This is a genomic window from Mesorhizobium sp. M0500, assembly GCF_040321165.1.
GTDB lineage: Bacteria > Pseudomonadota > Alphaproteobacteria > Rhizobiales > Rhizobiaceae > Mesorhizobium.
Genome location: NZ_JAMYRB010000040.1, coordinates 1 through 17,487, shown reverse-complemented (window position 1 = coordinate 17,487; position 17,487 = coordinate 1). Strand labels below are relative to the sequence as shown.

The window sequence follows — 17,487 nt, the reverse complement described above, 5'->3', positions numbered from 1 at the left end:
ATCGATTCAAACGCAGCGAGGGGCAGCCCAATGGCGATGTTTCGCGAGACCATCACCCTCACGCATGACGGTGCTTTGAAAGCCGTTGCAGCCGGAGCAGCGCGCGCCGTCACGATGGGCGTGCCGCAATGTCTCGTGGTCGTCGATGCAAGCGGCGAAGTCCTCGCCAGCCTGCGCATGGATGGCGCGCGGTTCCTCAGCATGCGTACGGCGCAGGCGAAGGCGCGCACCGCAGCGTCAATAAACGCCGCTACTGGCGGCATGGCGTTCGAAGCGGCGCTCTCAGTCGGTATCGCTTCGCAGGGCGGCGTGACCAATTTGCCTGGGGGCTTGCCGATCCGCTTCGGCGGACGCCTTGCGGGCGGCATCGGCGTCGGTTCGGGAACCGGCGAGCAGGATTTCGATGTGGCACACGCCGCCTTGGCGGCGGTTGGCGCCGACGTGATTTAAGGCGATGTGCCGATGCGCCTCCAGCGCAACGGAAGGATCTTCAGAACGCGATCTGAACCTTCATGGATTTGTTTCGGTCACCGGCGATGTCGAAAGCCGCGACCGCCTCGTCGAGAGGATAGATGCCCGTCAGTAGCGGTTTGACATCCACCCGGCGGCGATTGATCAGGTCGACGGCGAGCGCAAACTCCTCGTGGAAACGGAAAGTGCCCCGCATCTCGATCTCCTTGGCCACGATGAGGTTCTGTGGGATCGACAGATCGCCGCCGAGACCGAGCTGCATGAGCACGCCGCGCGGCTTCAGGACATCGAGCCCTGCACGCACCGCGCGTTCGTTGCCGGAGGCCTCGAACATCACGTCGAAACTACCCTTGTCGACATTGTAGGCGGCGAGCTTTTCGCTGTTTGTCGCGACATTGATGGTGCGATCGGCGCCGATCTCCAGGGCCTTCGCCAGCACGCCGTCCATGACATCAGTGGCGACGATTTCGCGCGCACCGTGGGCTCGTGCGGCGAGGATGCAAAGCGCGCCGATCGGCCCGCAGCCGGTGACCAGAACCCGCTTGCCGAGCAGCGAGCCGGCGCGGTTCATGGCATGCAGCGTAACCGCAAAAGGCTCGGCGAAAGCGGCTTCGTTGATGGAAACGTGGTCGCCTATTCTGTGGCATTGCCACGCCTCGGCGACCAGGCGCTGGCGGAACGCCCCCTGGATGTGCGGCATCGGCATGGCGCTGCCATAAAAGCGCATGTTGAGGCATTGGTTCTGCATGCCTTGCAGGCAGTAGCGGCAGGCATTGCAGGGTCGGCTGGGGGAGATCGCGACGCGGTCGCCGACAGCGAGTGCGGAAACGCCGCCGCCGATGGCCTTCACTGTGCCGGCAACCTCATGGCCGAGGATCATCGGCTCGCGCAGGCGAATCGCGCCGAAGCCACCATGGTTATAGTAGTGCAGGTCCGAGCCGCAGATGCCGCCAGCTTCGACAGCGATCTCGACCTGTCCGGCGCCAGGGGAGCCCGGATCGGTCTCCTCGATCCGCAGGTCTTTTGCCGCGTGGATGACGATCGACTTCATGATGTGATCCTTTCTCAGACGACAGGTGTCAGCAAGGTCTGTCCGCCGAAATGGGCCGCGAGATTGTCGCGAACGAGCTGCCCCATAGCCTTGCGGGTCTCCAACGTGCCGCTGGCGTGGTGCGGTTGCAGCACGACATTGGTAAGCTTCAGGAAGCGCTCGTCGATCGTTGGCTCATTCCAGAACACGTCAAGCCCGGCACCCTTTATGGCACTGGATTCCAGGGCCGCGAGCAACGCGGTCTCGTCGACCGTGCTGCCGCGCGAAATGTTTATGACGATACCGTCTGCTCCGAGCGCTGCCAGGACCGCCGCATTGATGATGTGTTTCGTGCTTTCGCCGCCGGCGAGTGTTACGATCAGAAATTCGCTGTCGCGCGCCAGTTCAAGCAGATCGCCGACGAACGTATAAGGAAGATCGTCACGCTTGCGGGTGTCGAAATAGGAAATCGTGCAGTCGAAGGCAGCGGCGCGTTTCGCCACCGCCGCACCGACGCGCCCCATGCCGACAATGCCCAGCCTTTTCCCACAGACACGCGTGACCAGCCCCATATTGCCCTTGCGCCAGCTTCCATCGCGTACATAGGCATCGGCCTGCGGGATTTTTCGCGCCACGGCGAGCAGCAACCCGATGCCGATATCGGCGACGTCCTCGGTCAGCACGTCAGGGGTATTGGTGACACGAATGCCGTTCGCCCTGGCGTACGCAAGGTCGATGGCGTCGGTGCCGACGCCATAGCAGGAAACGATTTCGAGCTGCGGCAGCTTCGCCATCAGCGCAGCACTTGCGCCAAGCTCGCCGCGCGTGGCGATGGCGCGGATCGCGCCGGCGTGGCTTGAGAGCAGCGCGTCCTTGTCCTTGGACTGCCAAAGTTTATGGACGCGATATTTCGCCTCAAGATCTCCCATGTCCCAATCCGGATAGGGGCCTGTCATCAAAATGTCGGTCACGGCGTCATCTCCTGTGCATTTTTCCATTGACTATGTTATCGATAACATTCATGTCAATAGGGACTGGCGGCAGGTGCGCTGGAAATCGTGGCTGGTTCAGGAAACATTGCTCAGGAGGAGCGTTTGGGCAGTTCGTTGTTCGATTTGACCGGCATGCGGGCGCTGGTCACCGGCTCGGGGCAAGGGATCGGCCTGGCGCTGGCCGAGGGGTTGGCGCAGCACGGCGCCGAAATCGTGCTCAACGGACGCAGCGCCGAAAAGATGAAAACGGCTGCGAATGCACTGACAGCGAAGGGACACAAGGTCCATAGCGCCGTCTTCGACGTCACCGATCATGCTGCGGTGGCGAACGGCGTCGCCGAGATCGAGGCGACGATCGGCGCCATCGATATCCTTATCAACAATGCCGGCATGCAGTTCCGAATGCCGCTCGAGGATTTCCCCGCTGACAAATGGGAGGAACTCTTGCGCACCAACATCTCCAGCGTGTTCTTCGTGGGACAAGCGGTGGCGCGGCACATGATCCCGCGGCGGCGCGGCAAGATCATCAACATCGCCTCGGTGCAGAGCGAACTGGCACGGACCAACATCGCGCCCTATACGGCCACGAAAGGCGCTGTGCGCAACCTGACGCGCGGCATGTGTGCCGATTGGGCGAAGCATGGTTTGCAGATCAATTCCATCGCGCCGGGTTACTTCAAGACGCCGCTCAACCAGGCGCTGGTCGACAATCCCGAATTTTCGGCATGGCTGACCAACCGCACACCGGCTGGTCGCTGGGGCGACGTCGGCGAACTTGTCGGCGCGGCGGTGTTTCTGGCCGGACCGGCCTCATCCTTTGTCAATGGACACACGCTCTATGTCGACGGTGGCATCACGACCTGCCTTTGAACCCGCGCTCATCGTCGTGATGGGCGTCAGCGGCTGCGGCAAGACCAAAGTTGGCCTCGAGATCGCCGCTCGGCTTGGCCTTGCCTTCGTTGAAGGCGACACGCTGCATCCGCGCAGCAATGTCGAAAAGATGTCGGCGGGCATACCGCTTGCAGACGGCGATCGCTGGCCTTGGCTGGATCTGGTCGGCGCAGCCTTGCGCCAGGCTCGTGAGGAGGGTCGCGGGCTAGTGGTCAGCTGTTCCGCGTTGAAGAAATCCTATCGCGATAGGCTTCGCGATGCGGCGGGCGGGTCGCTGTTTTTCGTATTCCTGGAGGGGTCGCGCTTGCTGCTGCAAGCCAGGCTCGCCGAGCGCCGCGGCCACTTCTTTCCGCCGGCGCTGCTCGACAGCCAGTACGCCACACTGGAGCATCCAGGCGACGAACCGCTGGTGGTCACAGTGGACATTGACGCGCCTGTCGACACGATTGCGGATACAGTATTGCAGGGTCTGCGTGCATTAGGGGTCGGCCCTGTCAGCATCAAGGAAAAAGGCACGTTGAGATGACGCAACCAGCAAAAGTCGCCGTTATCGGCGCCGGCATCATGGGGTCGGCGATCGCCACCCGCCTGATCGAGACCGGGCAAGCCGTGACGGTGTTCGATCTGGACAAGGCCAAGGTCGCCGCGCTGACTACAAGGGGTGCGGTTGCGGCCGCGTCGGCGGCGGAAGCAACGCGGGCGAGCAGCTTCGTCATCCTCAGTCTCAACCATGCCGATATCGTGCGTTCGGTGGTGTTTGGCGATGGTGGTGTCGCGGCTGCGGCGTCGTCGGAAAAGCTGCTGATCGACATGTCGTCGATCGATCCCGTCGACACCGCGCAGATGGCCGGGAAGCTGTCTGCCGAGACCGGCATGAAATGGCTCGACTGCCCGCTTTCGGGCGGCGTTCCCGGCGCGCTGGCCGGCAGGCTGACCGTCATGGCGGGTGGCGAGACTGAAGACTTCGAACAGGCGCGCACGGTGATGCGGCATCTCTGCGCCAACTACACGCTCATGGGCCCAAGTGGGGCAGGGCAGACGACCAAGCTGATCAACCAGCTGTTCTGCGCCGTACTGTTCCAGGCTGTCGCCGAAGCCGTGAAGATTGCCGAAGCCGGCGGCGTAGATCCGAAGGCAATTCCCGCGGCACTCAAGGGCGGGCGGGCCGATTCCAGCATTATGCAGGAGTTCATGGCAAAATTCGCCGCCCGCGATTTTTCGGCGACCGGCCGCATCGACAACATGCTGAAGGATCTGGATTCGCTGCAGGCCTTCGCCCTGAAAACCAAGACGCCGATGCCGATGACCGGGCAGGTGGTCGAGATCCATCGCCTGCTCTGCGCGGCAGGATTGGGGCCGAAGGATTCGGCAGAGATGATGCGTCTGCTCGACGGCAAGACCAGTTGATCCGTTGGCCATATTTCTTTGGTGCTTGACGCCTAGAAATGTTATCGATAACATCATTTGGGCGATCTCGGGAGGAACGCATTGTGACCGAGCAAAAACTGATCGAGTTCAAGTCGATCACCAAGGAATTCGGCGGCACCCGCGCGCTCTCCGACGTGACGCTTGATTTGCACAAGGGCGAAATCCTGGCGCTGCTCGGCGAGAATGGCGCCGGCAAGTCGACGCTGATCAAGACGCTCGCCGGCATCTACCGGCCGGATGGCGGCCAAATCCTGTTTCGCGGCGAGCCCTACCATCGTCGCCCGCCGCGGCCGAACCAGCGCCAGCCCGTCGCCTTCATCCATCAAGATCTCGGTCTTATCGAATGGATGACGGTTGGAGAAAATGTCGGCCTCGCCCAAGGCTTTTCGCTTCGCTCTGGCCTGTTTTCGCTTCGCTCCGGCCTGATCGACTGGCGATCGACCGAGGCGAGGGCGCATGAGGCTCTCAAGCTCGTCGGCTGTGATTTCGACCCGACGACGCGGGTCCAGGATCTGACCCGCACCGAAAAATCGCTGGTCGCCATCGCTCGCGCCTTGGCTACCGAGGCCGATGTGCTGGTGCTCGACGAGCCGACCGCCAGCCTTCCCGCCGACGAGGTCGAGCGGCTGTTCGACGCCATCCGTCCGCTCAAGCAGCGCGGCGTCGGCATGATCTATGTCTCGCACCGCCTCGATGAAATTTTCCGCATCGCCGATCGCGTCGCCGTGCTGCGCGACGGCAGGCTGGTCGGCGAGAAGAAAGTCGCCGATACAAAACCGGACGAACTGGTCGAGATGATCGTCGGCCGTCCGGTCAGCCAGGTTTTCAGCAAGGCTCAAACGCAGGCCGGCGAGACGATCTGTGCTGTCCGCGACCTTGTCTGCGCCGGTGCCGGCCCGGTGTCTTTCGACGTACGCAAGGGTGAGTTGCTCGGCCTGGTCGGCCTGCGCGGTGCCGGGCAGGAACTGGTTGGCCGGGCGCTGTTTGGCTGCCAGGCCTTTTCCGGCACGGTGACGATCCGCGGGGCTGTGCCGGACCTGTCCAGCCCGATCGCGGCGATGTCGTCCGGCATCGGCCTGATCGCGCGTGACAGGACCGAAGAATCAATCGCTGGATCCTTGTCGATCCGTGAGAACAGTTTCCTCAATCCCGGCGCCGGCAAGCGCGGCCTGTTTTCCTTCCTTGCGCCTCACAAGGAGGCTGCGCTGGCGCAGGCGATCGGCAGTTCCGTCGGGCTGCGCCCCAACGATCCGAACCTGCCGATAGAGGCGCTGTCGGGTGGCAACCAGCAAAAGGTGGTCGTCGGGCGCTGGCTGCACACCGGCCGTACATTGCTGATCGCCGAGGATCCGACGGCCGGCGTCGATGTCGGCGCCAAGGCTGAGGTCTACCGGCTGATCGGCCGCGCGCTTGAAGCCGGCCTCGCCGTCGTCGTGGTGTCGACCGATTTCGAGGAGATTGCCCACATCTGCCACCGCGCTTTGGTGTTTTCGCGAGGACAGATCGTTCGCGAACTCACTGGCAAAGACCTCACCACATCCGCCGTGATCACCGCGGCATCGGCTTCCGAAGCCGCCTGATCTTTCTGGGAGCGAACTCATGCAATCGATCGAATCCAGCGCCCTCGAACCGACCCGCGGCGAGATGGCTGATTTGTCCATGGGGCAGAAGGTCATCCGGCTGCTGCCGGTCTACGGGCTGGTTATCCTGACGGTGTTGCTGATCCTGTTGTTTTCGATCCTGCTGCCGAACACGTTCCCGACGCTGCTTAACCTGCGCTCGATCATCTCCGACAAGGCGATTATTGCGCTGTTGTCGCTGGCGGCGATGATCCCGATGGCGTCGGGCCGCATCGACCTCACCGTCGGCTACGGCATTGTGCTGTGGCACATCCTGGCCATCAGTCTGCAGACCATGTTCGGCATTCCGTGGCCGCTGGCAGTGATGATAGTGCTGGTTCTCGGCGCCGCGACCGGCTTCCTCAACGGCCTGCTGGTCGAAGTCGCCCGCATCGACTCTTTCATCGCCACGCTGGGCACCGGCACCGTGCTCTATTCCTTGGCGCTTTGGCACACTGGCGGCCGGCAGGTTGTCGGCGTGTTGCCCAACGGCTTCTACGCGCTCAACGGCACGATGGTGTTCGGGCTGCCGATCACCGGCCTCTACGTGCTTGGCATCGCCGTCGCACTGTGGATCATCCTCGAATATCTGCCGATCGGCCGCTACGTGTATGCCATCGGCGCCAACCCGAAGGCGGCTGCTCTCAATGGCATTCCGGTGCGCCGCTTCGTCATTGGGGCGTTCATCTCCTCGGGCTTCCTGACGGCGCTGACAGGAGTGTTGCTCGCCTCCAAGCTGCGCATTGGCCAAGCCAGCGTCGGACTGGAGTATCTGCTGCCGGCTCTCGTCGGCGCCTTTCTCGGCTCGACCACGATCAAGCCTGGACGAGTCAACGTCTGGGGCACGATGACGGGCGTCATCATCCTGGCGGTCGGCATTTCCGGCATCCAGCAGTTCGGCGGCTCGTTCTTCGTCGAGCCATTGTTCAACGGCGTCACGCTGCTCGTCGCCATAGGCATTGCCGGCTACGCCCAGCGCAAGCGCGGCGCAGCGCAAAGAAACAGGACCAAGACCGTCGCGCAGCCCTCGAAGTGACAAATCGAGCCAAACCCGTGGATCATGGAATGAACGACTACGAGGTTCTCGACGATCGGTTCGGCAAGCTGATGATCGGGCATGCCAAGCTCGAACGGCTATGGACCGGTAGCCGTTGGGCGGAAGGACCGGTGTACGTCCCCGCCGCAAGGCATTTGCTGTGGTCGGACATCCCGAACGATCGGCTGCTGCGCTACGACGAAAGCGATGGTTCCGTCAGCATCTTCGAGGCCCATTGTAACTACCAGAACGGCCACACACTCGACGGCGAAGGCCGCGTCGTTGCTTGCGAGCATGGCGGGCGCCGTGTTTCCCGGCTCGAGCATGATGGGCGTTGGCAACCCCTTGTCGAAACAATTGACGGCAAGCGGTTCAATTCGCCGAACGATGTGGTGGTCAAATCCGACGGCACGATCTGGTTCACCGACCCGGTCTACGGCATTGAAAGCCACTACGAGGGCAAGATCGCCAGAGCGGAGATCGGCGGCTCCCATGTCTACCGGTTCGACGAGCTTTCGGGTGAGGTGAGCGCCGTTGTCACCGACATGGTGCAGCCGAACGGCCTGGCCTTTTCGCCCGACGAGACGATCCTCTACGTGTCGGACAGCGGCGCCAGCCATGTGCCCGGCCTGCCGCGCGCGATCAAGGCCTACGACCTTGCCGCCGATGGCCGGTCGGCGCGCGCAGGCGGCATCTTCGCCGAGTGCGGGGCAGGCCTCTTCGATGGTTTTCGCGTCGATCGCGACGGCAACATCTGGGCCTCCAGCGCCGACTCGGTGCGCGTCCATGCGCCGGACGGAACCCTGATCGGCCGTATCCTGGTTCCCGAGCTCGTTTCCAATGTCTGTTTCGGCGGTCCCAAGCGCAACCGCCTCTACATCACCGCTCAGACATCCCTCTACGCCATCTACGTCAACGCACATCCGGCCGGTGTTGGTCCGGTGGCGGGCGACATCAGCCGGTGACATGTCGCCAACTCCAATCGAAAGCCGAGTTTGAAAGACCATGCAATTTCTAGAAACCAAGGGAGGTATCAACATGCAACGCAGAACATTCCTGAAATCATCCGTCGCCTTGATGGCCATGACAATCGCTGCTCCTGTCCTGTTCGCCGGCCAGGCACGGGCGGACGCCACAGCCGACGCCATGGCGGTGGTCCAGAAATATGCGCAGAAGGTCACGGCCTGGGATGGCCCGACCACCGGTCCGAAGGCGCAGCAAGGCAAGACGATCGTCGTGCTCGCCGGCGACCTCAAGAACGGCGGCATCCTGGGCGTCACCAACGGCGTCGAGGAAGCAGCCAAGGCGATCGGCTGGGACGTCAAGGTGATTGACGGCGCCGGCTCGATCGGCGGCCGCACCGCTGCCTTCGGCCAAGCCATGGCGTTGAAGCCGAATGGCATCGTCATCAACGGTTTTGACGCGGTCGAGCAGGCGCCGGCGCTGGAACAGGCCAAGGCCGCAGGTATCCCGTTGGTCTCCTGGCATGCCGGACCGGTGATCGGGCCCGACGAGAAAAGCGGCGTGTTCGCCAACGTGTCGACGGATGCCATGCAAGTCTCCACGGCCGCGGCCGACTGGGCCTACGCCGATGCCAAGGGCAAGCCCGGCGTCGTCATCTTCACCGATTCGACCTATGCCATCGCCATCGCCAAAGCCGACAAGATGAAGGCGGAGATCGAGCGGCTGGGCGGCAAGGTGCTCGAATATGTCGACACGCCGATCGCCGAGACTTCGCAGCGCATGCCGCAGCTGACCACTTCGCTGCTGCAGAAGTACGGCGATACCTGGACGCATTCACTGGCGATCAACGACCTCTATTTCGACTTCATGGGACCCTCGCTTGCCGCCGCCGGCAAAGCCGGTACCGACGCGCCGATCAATGTCGCCGCCGGCGACGGTTCGGAATCGGCCTATCAGCGCATTCGCGCCGGTCAGTTCCAGAAGGTGACCGTCGCCGAACCGCTCAACTTGCAGGGCTGGCAATTGGTCGACGAGCTGAACCGCGCCATCGCTGGCGAAAAATGGTCGGGCTATCTGTCGCCGCTGCATGTGGTGACGGCCGACAATGTCGAGTTCGACGGTGGGCCGAATAACGCATTCGACCCCGGCAATGGCTACCGCGACGCATACAAGAAGATCTGGGGCAAATAGGAGCCCGGCGATGCGGGCGCAATACGCGATGCGCCCGCATCGCATTCGCACGACAAATCCACGAATTGCACCGCGACCTGCCCTTGCCGGCCGGCGGCCATCCCAGCGCAGAAAATCAGGAAACCCCTCGCTATGATCATTCGCTACGCCCTGTTCGAAGGCGAGATCCACCCCGGACGCGAGAGCGAATTCCGGCGCTTCGTCAAGGCGAGGCTGGTGCCGTTGTGGACGCAATTTCCTGGAGCCGAGGAGGTGCGCGTTCTGGATGGCACGGCACGGGATGAGGGCGCCCCCGTCTATGCCATGGCGCTCGCCATCCGTTATCCCGACATGGACGCCTGCAACAAGGCGCTGCAGTCCGACGTTCGCTTTCAGAGCCGCGATGTGACCGGAGAGCTGCTCAAGATGTTCACCGGCCGTGTGCATCACCATGTTTTCGAGGCCAACGAGTATCCAACCGCTCGATAGGATGATCAAAAAAGCGCCACACGACAATCGCCGACGCGTCCAAAACTGGACACCAACGGCTTCTTAGACGGATTCACCGTCGGTGGTGGACCAGTCCGAAGGGCTGCCAGAATTTGCGGCCTTTGCACCACTCGAGTGGGCGCCCACTCCACTATCGGTCCAACGGATGCTGCACATCCGTTACGGCCATCTTGTCCAGACGTTGTCATAGACTGGGCTGAACTTCCGGAAACGCCTGTCGCCTTTTGGCAAAGAAGCCACGAGCTATCTGTGACGTGCCCGACGAGCTAACGTGTTTCCCGCGAGCGAGGCGGAAACAAGGAGCAACGGCCACGGAGCTCAAGCCCATCCGATCGCTGATCGGTCTAGTGGTGAAAATCCAAGGCTTAGTAACCGATGCGAAGACCGCGCAGACGCCTTCTTGCCGTTCCGCTCCAGACCTCGAATGGGGGGTCATTCCGCGAGGACGACCGAACGCCCAGAAGAGGCCTGACGTCGCCATTGACCACGGCCGGCTGATCAGGGCTTTTGGCTCGCTATCAGAGCAGATAGGGCGTACACTTTCGCCTTTGTGGCTGGGATCTCACGGGCCAGCGCGTAAGAGCACAAACCTCGTATCAAGAAGGGTGCTCTTCGAGGAATACGTTGCGCTCGATTCCAGCGAGACGTTCCGTTTGGCAATTTGGCAGCGAGGAGCGTCCGATGCAGATCATACAGAATCGCCGCACTTTCGTGGCGGGCGCTGCGGCGGCTGGGGCTGCGAGCTTTTTCGGAACGGCGACAAAGGCGTTGGCCGAGCCACCGCCTGAGACGACGCGTATCCGGCTCGTCCGCATCCCCAGCATCTGTCAGGCACCCCAGTATGTAGCCGAAGAACTGCTGCGCAGCGAAGGGTTCACAGAGGTTCACTACCTCGAAAAAGAGGGGACAGCGGACATCGAGACGGCCCTCGCCTCGGGTGAAGCCGACCTCAATAGCCATTTCGCGGCCCCGCTCCTTCTCCGCCTGGAGGCGGGCGATCCCATCGTCATCCTAGCAGGACTCCACGTCGGCTGCTTTGAACTGTTCGGGACCGATCGCGTCCAGTCGATCCGCGACCTCAAGGGGAAGACCGTAGCCGTGCCGACGCTAGATTCCAGCCGATACGTCTTTCTCGCCAGCATGACGGCGTATGTGGGCCTAGATCTCGGTCAGGACATACGCTTCGTCACGCATCCGGGACCCGAGTCCATCCGGCTCCTAAGTGAAGGGAAGATCGATGCCTACCTAGGCTTTCCCCCCGAACCGCAGGAGATGCGGGAGCAGCAGATCGGCCATGTGGTAGTTGACAGCACCGTGGACCGGCCCTGGTCGCAATACTTCTGCTGCATGCTGGCTGGGAACCGGGAGTTCGTCCGCACGAATCCGGTGGCCACCAAACGCGCCCTCCGCGCCATCCTGAAAGCGGCAGATATCTGCGCCAGCGACCCCGAGCAGTCCGCGCAGTTCATCGTCGACCGCGGCTATACCAAGCGCTACGACTATGCCCTGCAGGCCATAAAGAAGCTCCCCTACGGTCAGTGGCGCGAGTATAGCGCCGAGGACACCCTGCGCTTCTACGCCTTGCGCCTCCACGAGCTTGGGATGCTCAAGAGCACTCCTCAGACGCTCCTTGCCCAGGGCACCGACTGGCGTTTCCTCAACGAACTGAAGAATGAGTTGAAAATATGATCGTGGCTGGCACGCGGGACCTGTTTCTTACTCAGAACGGGCGGACGACCCCGGTACCAAGCGTTAGACATTGACCACTAGCTGCCGGCATCCTTGTATTGCCTCATTCAGTCGATGCGCAGCAGGCGATCTATCTCATTCGGCACAGTGATCCCTAGCTTGGCCGACCGATCCACCGCACGATTTCATAGGCAGGCATCGGGCGGCGAAAACCCTTCAGCGTCAGTTCGCCAACGGCGACGGACTCAACCAGTGATTCGACGGCACCAACGACCCGCTGGCTCACGAGAATCTGGCGCGGCCCGGCTTCCTCGCACAATCGGGCGGCATGGTTCGACACTGTGCCTATCACTGCATAGTCGGCGCGCTGATCGAAACCGATCCGCCCGATGGTTGCATGGCCTCGGGCGATGCCGATTCCGAAGCCGAGCAAGTGGTCGCGCCTGCGCCATTGCTCCGAATGCCCGTCAATCGCATCACGCATCGCCGTAGCCATGCAGACGGCTCTCTCGGTATGGTCGGCGCAGGGCAGTGGATCGTTGAAAACCACGACGATACCGTCACCCACGAACCGCTCGAGAGTCCCCTCGTGGCGGACAATTTGTTCACCAAGACAGGAATGATACTCGGCAAGAACGGTCATGACTTCTTCGGGTTCGGCGGTCTCTGCGAAGGCAGTAAAGCCGCGCAAATCGCAAAAGACAACGGTCACCTCGCGACGGTGGCTCTGCAAGAGCGCGTCGCCATTTCCCGCCGCAAGGATCAGGTCGGCGACCTGCTCGGGCAGGAAACGTCGGAGCCGGCCCATTCGCTCGATCTCCTTCCCGCAACAGCGGGGCAGCGAGGACGGTGCGGAATCCGCCTGCCTCAGCGATCAGGGCAACGCGGTAGTCCGGATCGGCGGTCACGTCTTCGATTTGCACGATCCGCCGCTCTTCGATTACGCGCCCTACGGCGGAGCCCCGGCCTGCGGCAAGCGCTGGAAGTGGATTGGCGTCGACATAAGCGCGGAAAGTGGGCGGGTAGCCATGCGTCGACACGTAGCGGAACGCGCCGTCCAGCAACTGCACGATACCACCCTTGTCGGCACGGCAGAGCCTGACAGCCGATTCCACCAACGTGTCGAGCACAACCTGCAGATCGAAGGTAGAGCGGCTAATGACCTTCAGAACATCTGCGGTGGCTGTCTGCTGCTGAAGGGCTTCGTCGAGCTGCTGGGTGCGCGTCTCAATCTCCTGATACAGGCGCCCCAGCTGGTCGGAGGTCTGGTTGACGTTAGCGGCGAGCACTCCAAGTTCGTCGCGATTGGCGACGGCAACGTGTTGGGCGAAGTCGCCGGCCGCTATCTGACTGAGACGCGTCTCGATCTTCTTGACCGGTTCGATCAACGACCATGAGATTATGTAGCCAAGCGCAAGCGCGAGCAGGATGCTGCCCACAGCAAAAGCAACCACGACCAGTCGAGAGGTGCCGTACGCCCCCTCGCTCGCTTCGATGGCCACGACCATGTCGGCTTCGGCCATGTTGACCAGCTGGTTCGTCAGCCGCTCGAGTCGGTCGGCCGACGGCATGATCTCATCCAGCTGAACCTTGCGCGCCTCCGCCGTGCGACCGGCGCGGAAGAGCTCCGCGACATGCGTCACGCCGGCCGCAAGCCGTTCGTACTCCTTGTCGGACCTGGCCCAGCACCTCCGCCTCAGTTTCAGCGACGAACTCCATGCGGTCGAGGTCATAGCCAAACTGGTTGAGCTGGCGCAGCGCCCCATCCAGCATCCGGTTGTCCTGAAGCAACAGGGCGGTGGAGATGCCGTAAAGCTGGGTGGTCGTATCGTGCTGCACCTGGCGATAGGCCGCGATCCTGCGCTGCAGCTTGATCAGCTCGTTTGTTTGATCATTGACCCCACTCAGCACCTGCAACCCGACGGCCCCGAGCACGATCAACAGGCCGACGATCGACAGGAACGCGATCAAGAGCTTGGTCTGGACCCGCGCCGGCAGCCGGGCAACCCAGCCGACTAGCCGGTTCGTTATGTTACTTGGATTCGTCCAAGAGGCTGAGAAGGTCACCTCGGAACTCCTCTAGGTCGAACCGAACGCCGAGATACTGTACGCGCAACATGCCGTCCGGGTCCACGAGCGACGTCAGCAATGTGTGGTCGACGTCACCATCCGCCGTCTTTCGAGCGAGGACCCCGTATTTCCGTCCGATCTCACGAACAATCGCCGGGTCACCGGTAAGGAACGACCAGCCTTTCAGATCGGCGCCAAAATTCTGCGCATATGCCTTCAACACGTCGGGCGTATCCCGCTCTGGGTCGACCGTGATCGAAATGAACTCGATCTTTGACCCGAACGTAGAGCCCAGTTGCTCCTGCACGCTGGCCATGTGGGCGGTCAGCATTGGGCAGACGTCGGTACAGTATGTATAGATGAACGAGATGGCGACCACCTTGCCGCGAAAGTCGTGCAGTGACACAGGTCCGCCGTCTTGCGATATCAGCGTGAAATCCGGTGCAGTGCCCATCATCGGCAGGCGCTCGCTGTCCCCGGCGGGCGCTGACGCCTCGTGCGCAGAGGTGTGCGCAGGCTCAGCGACGAGGGCGAGGAGCAGCAACGCACACGTCGACCAGCGGCTCACGTCTTCATCTCGCGCTTGAGCTCCTTAAGGAAACGCCAGTCCGTACCTTCCGCGATAATCCTGTCGGGTGTGGAGCCGATCAAACCGATTTCCTTCAGCCGCAGCGCATAGAAGCGGACGGTGTCAGTTGAATCGTAGTCCCGCCATTTCCGGTAGGGCAACTCGCTGATCGCTGCGAACGCGTCATCGTAGTGGCTGGCGAATCCGCCCGCGACCAAGCGCTCGGCAATCAAGGCCGGCGCGGCGGTGCATAGATCCGCGGCCTTGAGGATGGCGCGCAGCACCCGCTTGGTAGCAACCGGATGCGCGGCCACAAAATCGCTGTTGCCGGACAGCATGCAGCAAAAATATTGCGACCAAGGTCGGTCCACTGTGCTGTTGACGATCACGTGCCCGACCTTGCTGCGCCGCAATTCCTGCGGGTCCGGCGGAAAGCCCAGGAACGCGTCGATTTCGCCTCGCGCGAACAGCTCCTTGGGCTTGACCGCCGGGTCCACCACCCAGTTGATGTCGCGCGCCGGATCGAGCCCGACATAGGCGGCGATGCTGGCGAGGAACAGATGCGGCCCCGAACCGAGCCCCTGGACGCCGACGTTCCGGCCTTTCAGATCGACGACGCTGTCGATCCCGTGCTTGGCAAACAGCTCGAAGCAACCGGGATGGACGCCGCCAAGCAGAGTGAGCCGCGCACCGGAGTCCAAGGCGACGATCGAATTTGTCACGAAGTTGAGGCTAAAGTCGATCTCGCCATTCGCCACCGCGGAGGCCGTGGCCGCACCGGCGCCTGTGGCGACATAGGCAACCTCGATGAAGCCCTCAGCGCGCAGCAGGTCCTCTACAACATACTGTGGCGCCACGCAGATGCTAGGGATCTTGGCCAAGCGAATGCGTGTTGTCTCCGGCTCTGGCTCGGCGAGAACTTGAGTTGGAGCGCCGACGAGGCTTGCGGTGCCGGCAGCCGTCAGGCCGGCCAGGAAGCGCCTGCGGCTCTGGATGATTTGCATGTCTAAGTCTCCCCTCGAAACAGGTGGGATCAGGTTTTCAGCTCACGCTTCAACTCGTCGAGGAAGCGCCAGTCCGTTCCGTTGGCGATAATTTGCTGCGGGCTCGACTTGATCATGCCCGTCTCCTGCATGCGCAGTGCGTAGAACCGCAAGGAGTCTTCGGGATCGAATTCCCGCCAGCGGTCGTACCGAATGTCCTTCAGAGTTTGGAGCGCGTAGTCATAGCTGGTCTCGAAATCGCGATCGACCATCTGCTGCGCCACCCTTTCCGGATCCGACACGCAGAGGTCGGCGGCCTTGAGGATGGATCGCAAGACCCGCTTGGTCGCCACTGGGTATCTTGTCACGTAGTCCGTCGTGGCCGAGATCATGCAGCAGAAATACTGTGACCACGGGCGGTCGACGGCATTGTTGAGGATCGTGTGGCCGATCTTCTTGGCGCGCAGCTCCTGCGGCTGGGGCGGCGTCCCGAGGAATGCGTCGATCTTCCCTTCGACGAAGAGTTCCGTCGGCTTGACGTCGTTAGTCAAGACCCATTGGATATCGTTCACTGGATCGAGTCCGACATAGGCGGACATGAGGGACAGCCACACGTGCCGCGAGTTGTTGAAACCGTTCACGCCCACTCTCTTGCCCCGCAGATCCGTGACGCTGCGAATGCTCTCCTTGGCGATCAGTTCGAGGCATCCCGAGTGCAACCCGGTCAGCACCTTGATCGGCACACCGGCGGCGACCGACGCGACCTGGTTCGGCGCAAAGTTCACGGAGAAATCGGTCTCACCGCGTGCGATCCATACCGATTGGTTGACGCTTCTGTCGCCTTCTACGTAGCGGACATCGGTAAGACCCTCGGCTTGCATCAGTTCTCCGGCGATGTACGCACCTGCCCAACAGTAGGAACTACCGACCCACAGCGGCAGACGAACCGTGGTCGTTTCCAACGGCGGTTCCGCGTGGAGTGACCCTGGAAGACCGACGATACCGGCAGCGCCTGCCATTGCAGCGCCGGCCAGGAATCGGCGGCGGGTTTGGATGATCTGCATCAGAACGCTCCTCTTCCGATTGGCAAAAGCAATACTGGCCGGAACCGAGCAAAAGAGATTTCAGCAGAGGCAGATGGTCTGGTGAGCGCGACGAGTAGTTGTGGAACCTAGCGTGCCTAGTCCGATGCGAGAGTCTTGCGCTCTCAGTCGCCGGCTCATGAATTAACAACCGACGATATACCGACGTTACGCCCAATTTGCGTAGGTTGCGAGCGCAATCCTTACTACGCCAAACGTCCCGCCAGCACCTTGCTGTAACGGAGACTGTCTGCGCGGCCGTGAATAGCCACTTCGACCCACCCGCTGAACGCCCGCTATCGTTCTTCGGACGCCGAAAGCCGCCATTCCGCTATACGGCCCCCCGCCGCGCCCGAGACGCTCAGATCGTTTGGCAGGTGTTTAGTTCAGGCGGCGGTCGGGGTTGAGCTGGCGTCCCGTGGCCGGCCCCGATGCGCGCACGCCGCTGATCGAGACCTGCCGAACGATGACGCTCCGACCGCGTACGTCCCCTTTCCAAATAGGCCGACCCATGATCGGACTGTCCGTTACCGGGACGCGACATGACCATGAGCAGACGTACCAAAACTAACTGTCCGCCGCCAAGCTTTACGTCAGGCTCAGTCCTTCTTGAACTCGAATAGCTCGATGACGTTGCCCGATGGATGTTCATGGTCGGCACGGGAACCTCGTCGTCCTGCTGCTCGATCTGGAACCGGCGCAGGTCGTCGGTGGTCGCTGTGTCCGGTGAACGCCCGAGGAACGTCGCCAGGCGTCCGATATCGCGGAGATAGTTGCGCTGCGTCTCTCGTGAGAAACGCCGCATGTTCATGTCGTCGATCAGCCGCTGACGAAGTGGACTGATAGGTGCATCAAGAACAGGATAGGGCATGGTCAGGCTCCTTGTTGAAGAAGGCCGTGATGCTCTGCCCCCGCCGAACCATCCTCAATGCGAGCGCGACGTCCGGTTCGTGATCTCTACCTCACCCCATGCGCCCATCCCGCG

19 protein-coding genes are annotated in these 17,487 nt (G+C 62.1%); 10 read left to right on the top strand and 9 right to left on the bottom strand.

What is annotated here, in order from left to right; translation table 11 throughout:
• Positions 1-30: 30 nt before the first annotated feature.
• Positions 31-450, top strand: coding sequence for a GlcG/HbpS family heme-binding protein (locus tag NKI70_RS31615; protein WP_352726099.1), 420 nt, complete (start codon positions 31-33; stop codon positions 448-450).
• A gap of 40 nt (positions 451-490) precedes the next feature.
• Here the strand turns inward: NKI70_RS31615 and NKI70_RS31610 are convergent, their stop codons facing one another.
• Together NKI70_RS31610 and NKI70_RS31605 are read right to left on the bottom strand one after the other, a co-directional pair.
• Entirely contained in the window at positions 491-1,522 is a 1,032-nt protein-coding gene (locus tag NKI70_RS31610; RefSeq protein ID WP_352726097.1) for an L-idonate 5-dehydrogenase, read from the bottom strand.
• A gap of 14 nt (positions 1,523-1,536) precedes the next feature.
• On the bottom strand, positions 1,537-2,499 hold the full coding sequence (locus NKI70_RS31605; RefSeq protein ID WP_352726095.1) for a 2-hydroxyacid dehydrogenase: 963 nt from the start codon (positions 2,497-2,499) through the stop codon (positions 1,537-1,539).
• A 126-nt stretch (positions 2,500-2,625) separates the two neighbouring features.
• Here NKI70_RS31605 and NKI70_RS31600 point away from each other — a divergent pair, with 126 nt between their 5' ends.
• The 9 genes from NKI70_RS31600 (at position 2,626) to NKI70_RS31560 (ending at position 11,799) form a co-directional block, all read left to right on the top strand.
• Positions 2,626-3,363, top strand: coding sequence for an SDR family oxidoreductase (locus NKI70_RS31600; RefSeq protein ID WP_352726124.1), 738 nt, complete (start codon positions 2,626-2,628; stop codon positions 3,361-3,363).
• Positions 3,332-3,910 (top strand): gluconokinase, encoded by a 579-nt coding sequence (locus NKI70_RS31595; RefSeq protein WP_352726093.1) that lies wholly within the window; start codon positions 3,332-3,334, stop codon positions 3,908-3,910. Before NKI70_RS31600 ends, NKI70_RS31595 begins: the two co-directional genes overlap by 32 nt.
• On the top strand, positions 3,907-4,791 hold the full coding sequence (locus NKI70_RS31590; RefSeq protein ID WP_352726091.1) for an NAD(P)-dependent oxidoreductase: 885 nt from the start codon (positions 3,907-3,909) through the stop codon (positions 4,789-4,791). The genes NKI70_RS31595 and NKI70_RS31590 overlap by 4 nt, the downstream gene beginning before the upstream one ends.
• Positions 4,792-4,874: 83 nt before the next feature.
• On the top strand, positions 4,875-6,392 hold the full coding sequence (locus tag NKI70_RS31585) for a sugar ABC transporter ATP-binding protein (protein WP_352726090.1): 1,518 nt from the start codon (positions 4,875-4,877) through the stop codon (positions 6,390-6,392).
• Between the two features lie 19 nt (positions 6,393-6,411).
• The gene (locus tag NKI70_RS31580; protein WP_352450612.1) at positions 6,412-7,467 is read left to right on the top strand and encodes an ABC transporter permease; all 1,056 of its coding nucleotides are present in this window, start codon (positions 6,412-6,414) and stop codon (positions 7,465-7,467) included.
• Between the two features lie 29 nt (positions 7,468-7,496).
• Positions 7,497-8,432 carry an SMP-30/gluconolactonase/LRE family protein gene (locus NKI70_RS31575; protein WP_352726088.1) on the top strand — a complete coding sequence of 312 codons (936 nt, stop codon included), beginning with the start codon at positions 7,497-7,499 and terminating at the stop codon, positions 8,430-8,432.
• A 73-nt stretch (positions 8,433-8,505) separates the two neighbouring features.
• Complete coding sequence (locus NKI70_RS31570) at positions 8,506-9,621, top strand: ABC transporter substrate-binding protein (RefSeq protein ID WP_352693918.1); 1,116 nt, start codon at positions 8,506-8,508, stop codon at positions 9,619-9,621.
• A gap of 132 nt (positions 9,622-9,753) precedes the next feature.
• Entirely contained in the window at positions 9,754-10,089 is a 336-nt protein-coding gene (locus NKI70_RS31565) for a hypothetical protein (RefSeq protein WP_352693916.1), read from the top strand.
• Positions 10,090-10,791: 702 nt separating this feature from the next.
• Positions 10,792-11,799, top strand: coding sequence for an ABC transporter substrate-binding protein (locus NKI70_RS31560; RefSeq protein ID WP_352693914.1), 1,008 nt, complete (start codon positions 10,792-10,794; stop codon positions 11,797-11,799).
• A 154-nt stretch (positions 11,800-11,953) separates the two neighbouring features.
• On the opposite strand, the gene NKI70_RS31555 is transcribed toward NKI70_RS31560, so the two are convergent.
• From NKI70_RS31555 to NKI70_RS31525, 7 genes are all read right to left on the bottom strand, one after another.
• Positions 11,954-12,511 (bottom strand): adenylate/guanylate cyclase domain-containing protein, encoded by a 558-nt coding sequence (locus NKI70_RS31555; RefSeq protein WP_352726086.1) that lies wholly within the window; start codon positions 12,509-12,511, stop codon positions 11,954-11,956.
• On the bottom strand, positions 12,405-13,370 hold the full coding sequence (locus tag NKI70_RS31550; protein WP_352726084.1) for a HAMP domain-containing protein: 966 nt from the start codon (positions 13,368-13,370) through the stop codon (positions 12,405-12,407). Before NKI70_RS31550 ends, NKI70_RS31555 begins: the two co-directional genes overlap by 107 nt.
• 4 nt (positions 13,371-13,374) lie before the next feature.
• Positions 13,375-13,770 (bottom strand): hypothetical protein, encoded by a 396-nt coding sequence (locus NKI70_RS31545; protein ID WP_352693908.1) that lies wholly within the window; start codon positions 13,768-13,770, stop codon positions 13,375-13,377.
• Between the two features lie 61 nt (positions 13,771-13,831).
• The gene (locus NKI70_RS31540; protein ID WP_352693906.1) at positions 13,832-14,437 is read right to left on the bottom strand and encodes an SCO family protein; all 606 of its coding nucleotides are present in this window, start codon (positions 14,435-14,437) and stop codon (positions 13,832-13,834) included.
• Positions 14,434-15,441: an ABC transporter substrate-binding protein gene (locus NKI70_RS31535; protein ID WP_352693904.1), complete on the bottom strand. Its 1,008-nt coding sequence runs from the start codon at positions 15,439-15,441 to the stop codon at positions 14,434-14,436. The genes NKI70_RS31540 and NKI70_RS31535 overlap by 4 nt, the downstream gene beginning before the upstream one ends.
• 29 nt (positions 15,442-15,470) lie before the next feature.
• Complete coding sequence (locus NKI70_RS31530; RefSeq protein ID WP_352726082.1) at positions 15,471-16,484, bottom strand: ABC transporter substrate-binding protein; 1,014 nt, start codon at positions 16,482-16,484, stop codon at positions 15,471-15,473.
• 379 nt (positions 16,485-16,863) lie between these two features.
• Positions 16,864-17,373 (bottom strand): phage integrase N-terminal SAM-like domain-containing protein, encoded by a 510-nt coding sequence (locus NKI70_RS31525; RefSeq protein WP_352726080.1) that lies wholly within the window; start codon positions 17,371-17,373, stop codon positions 16,864-16,866.
• Between the last annotated feature and the right edge of the window lie 114 nt (positions 17,374-17,487).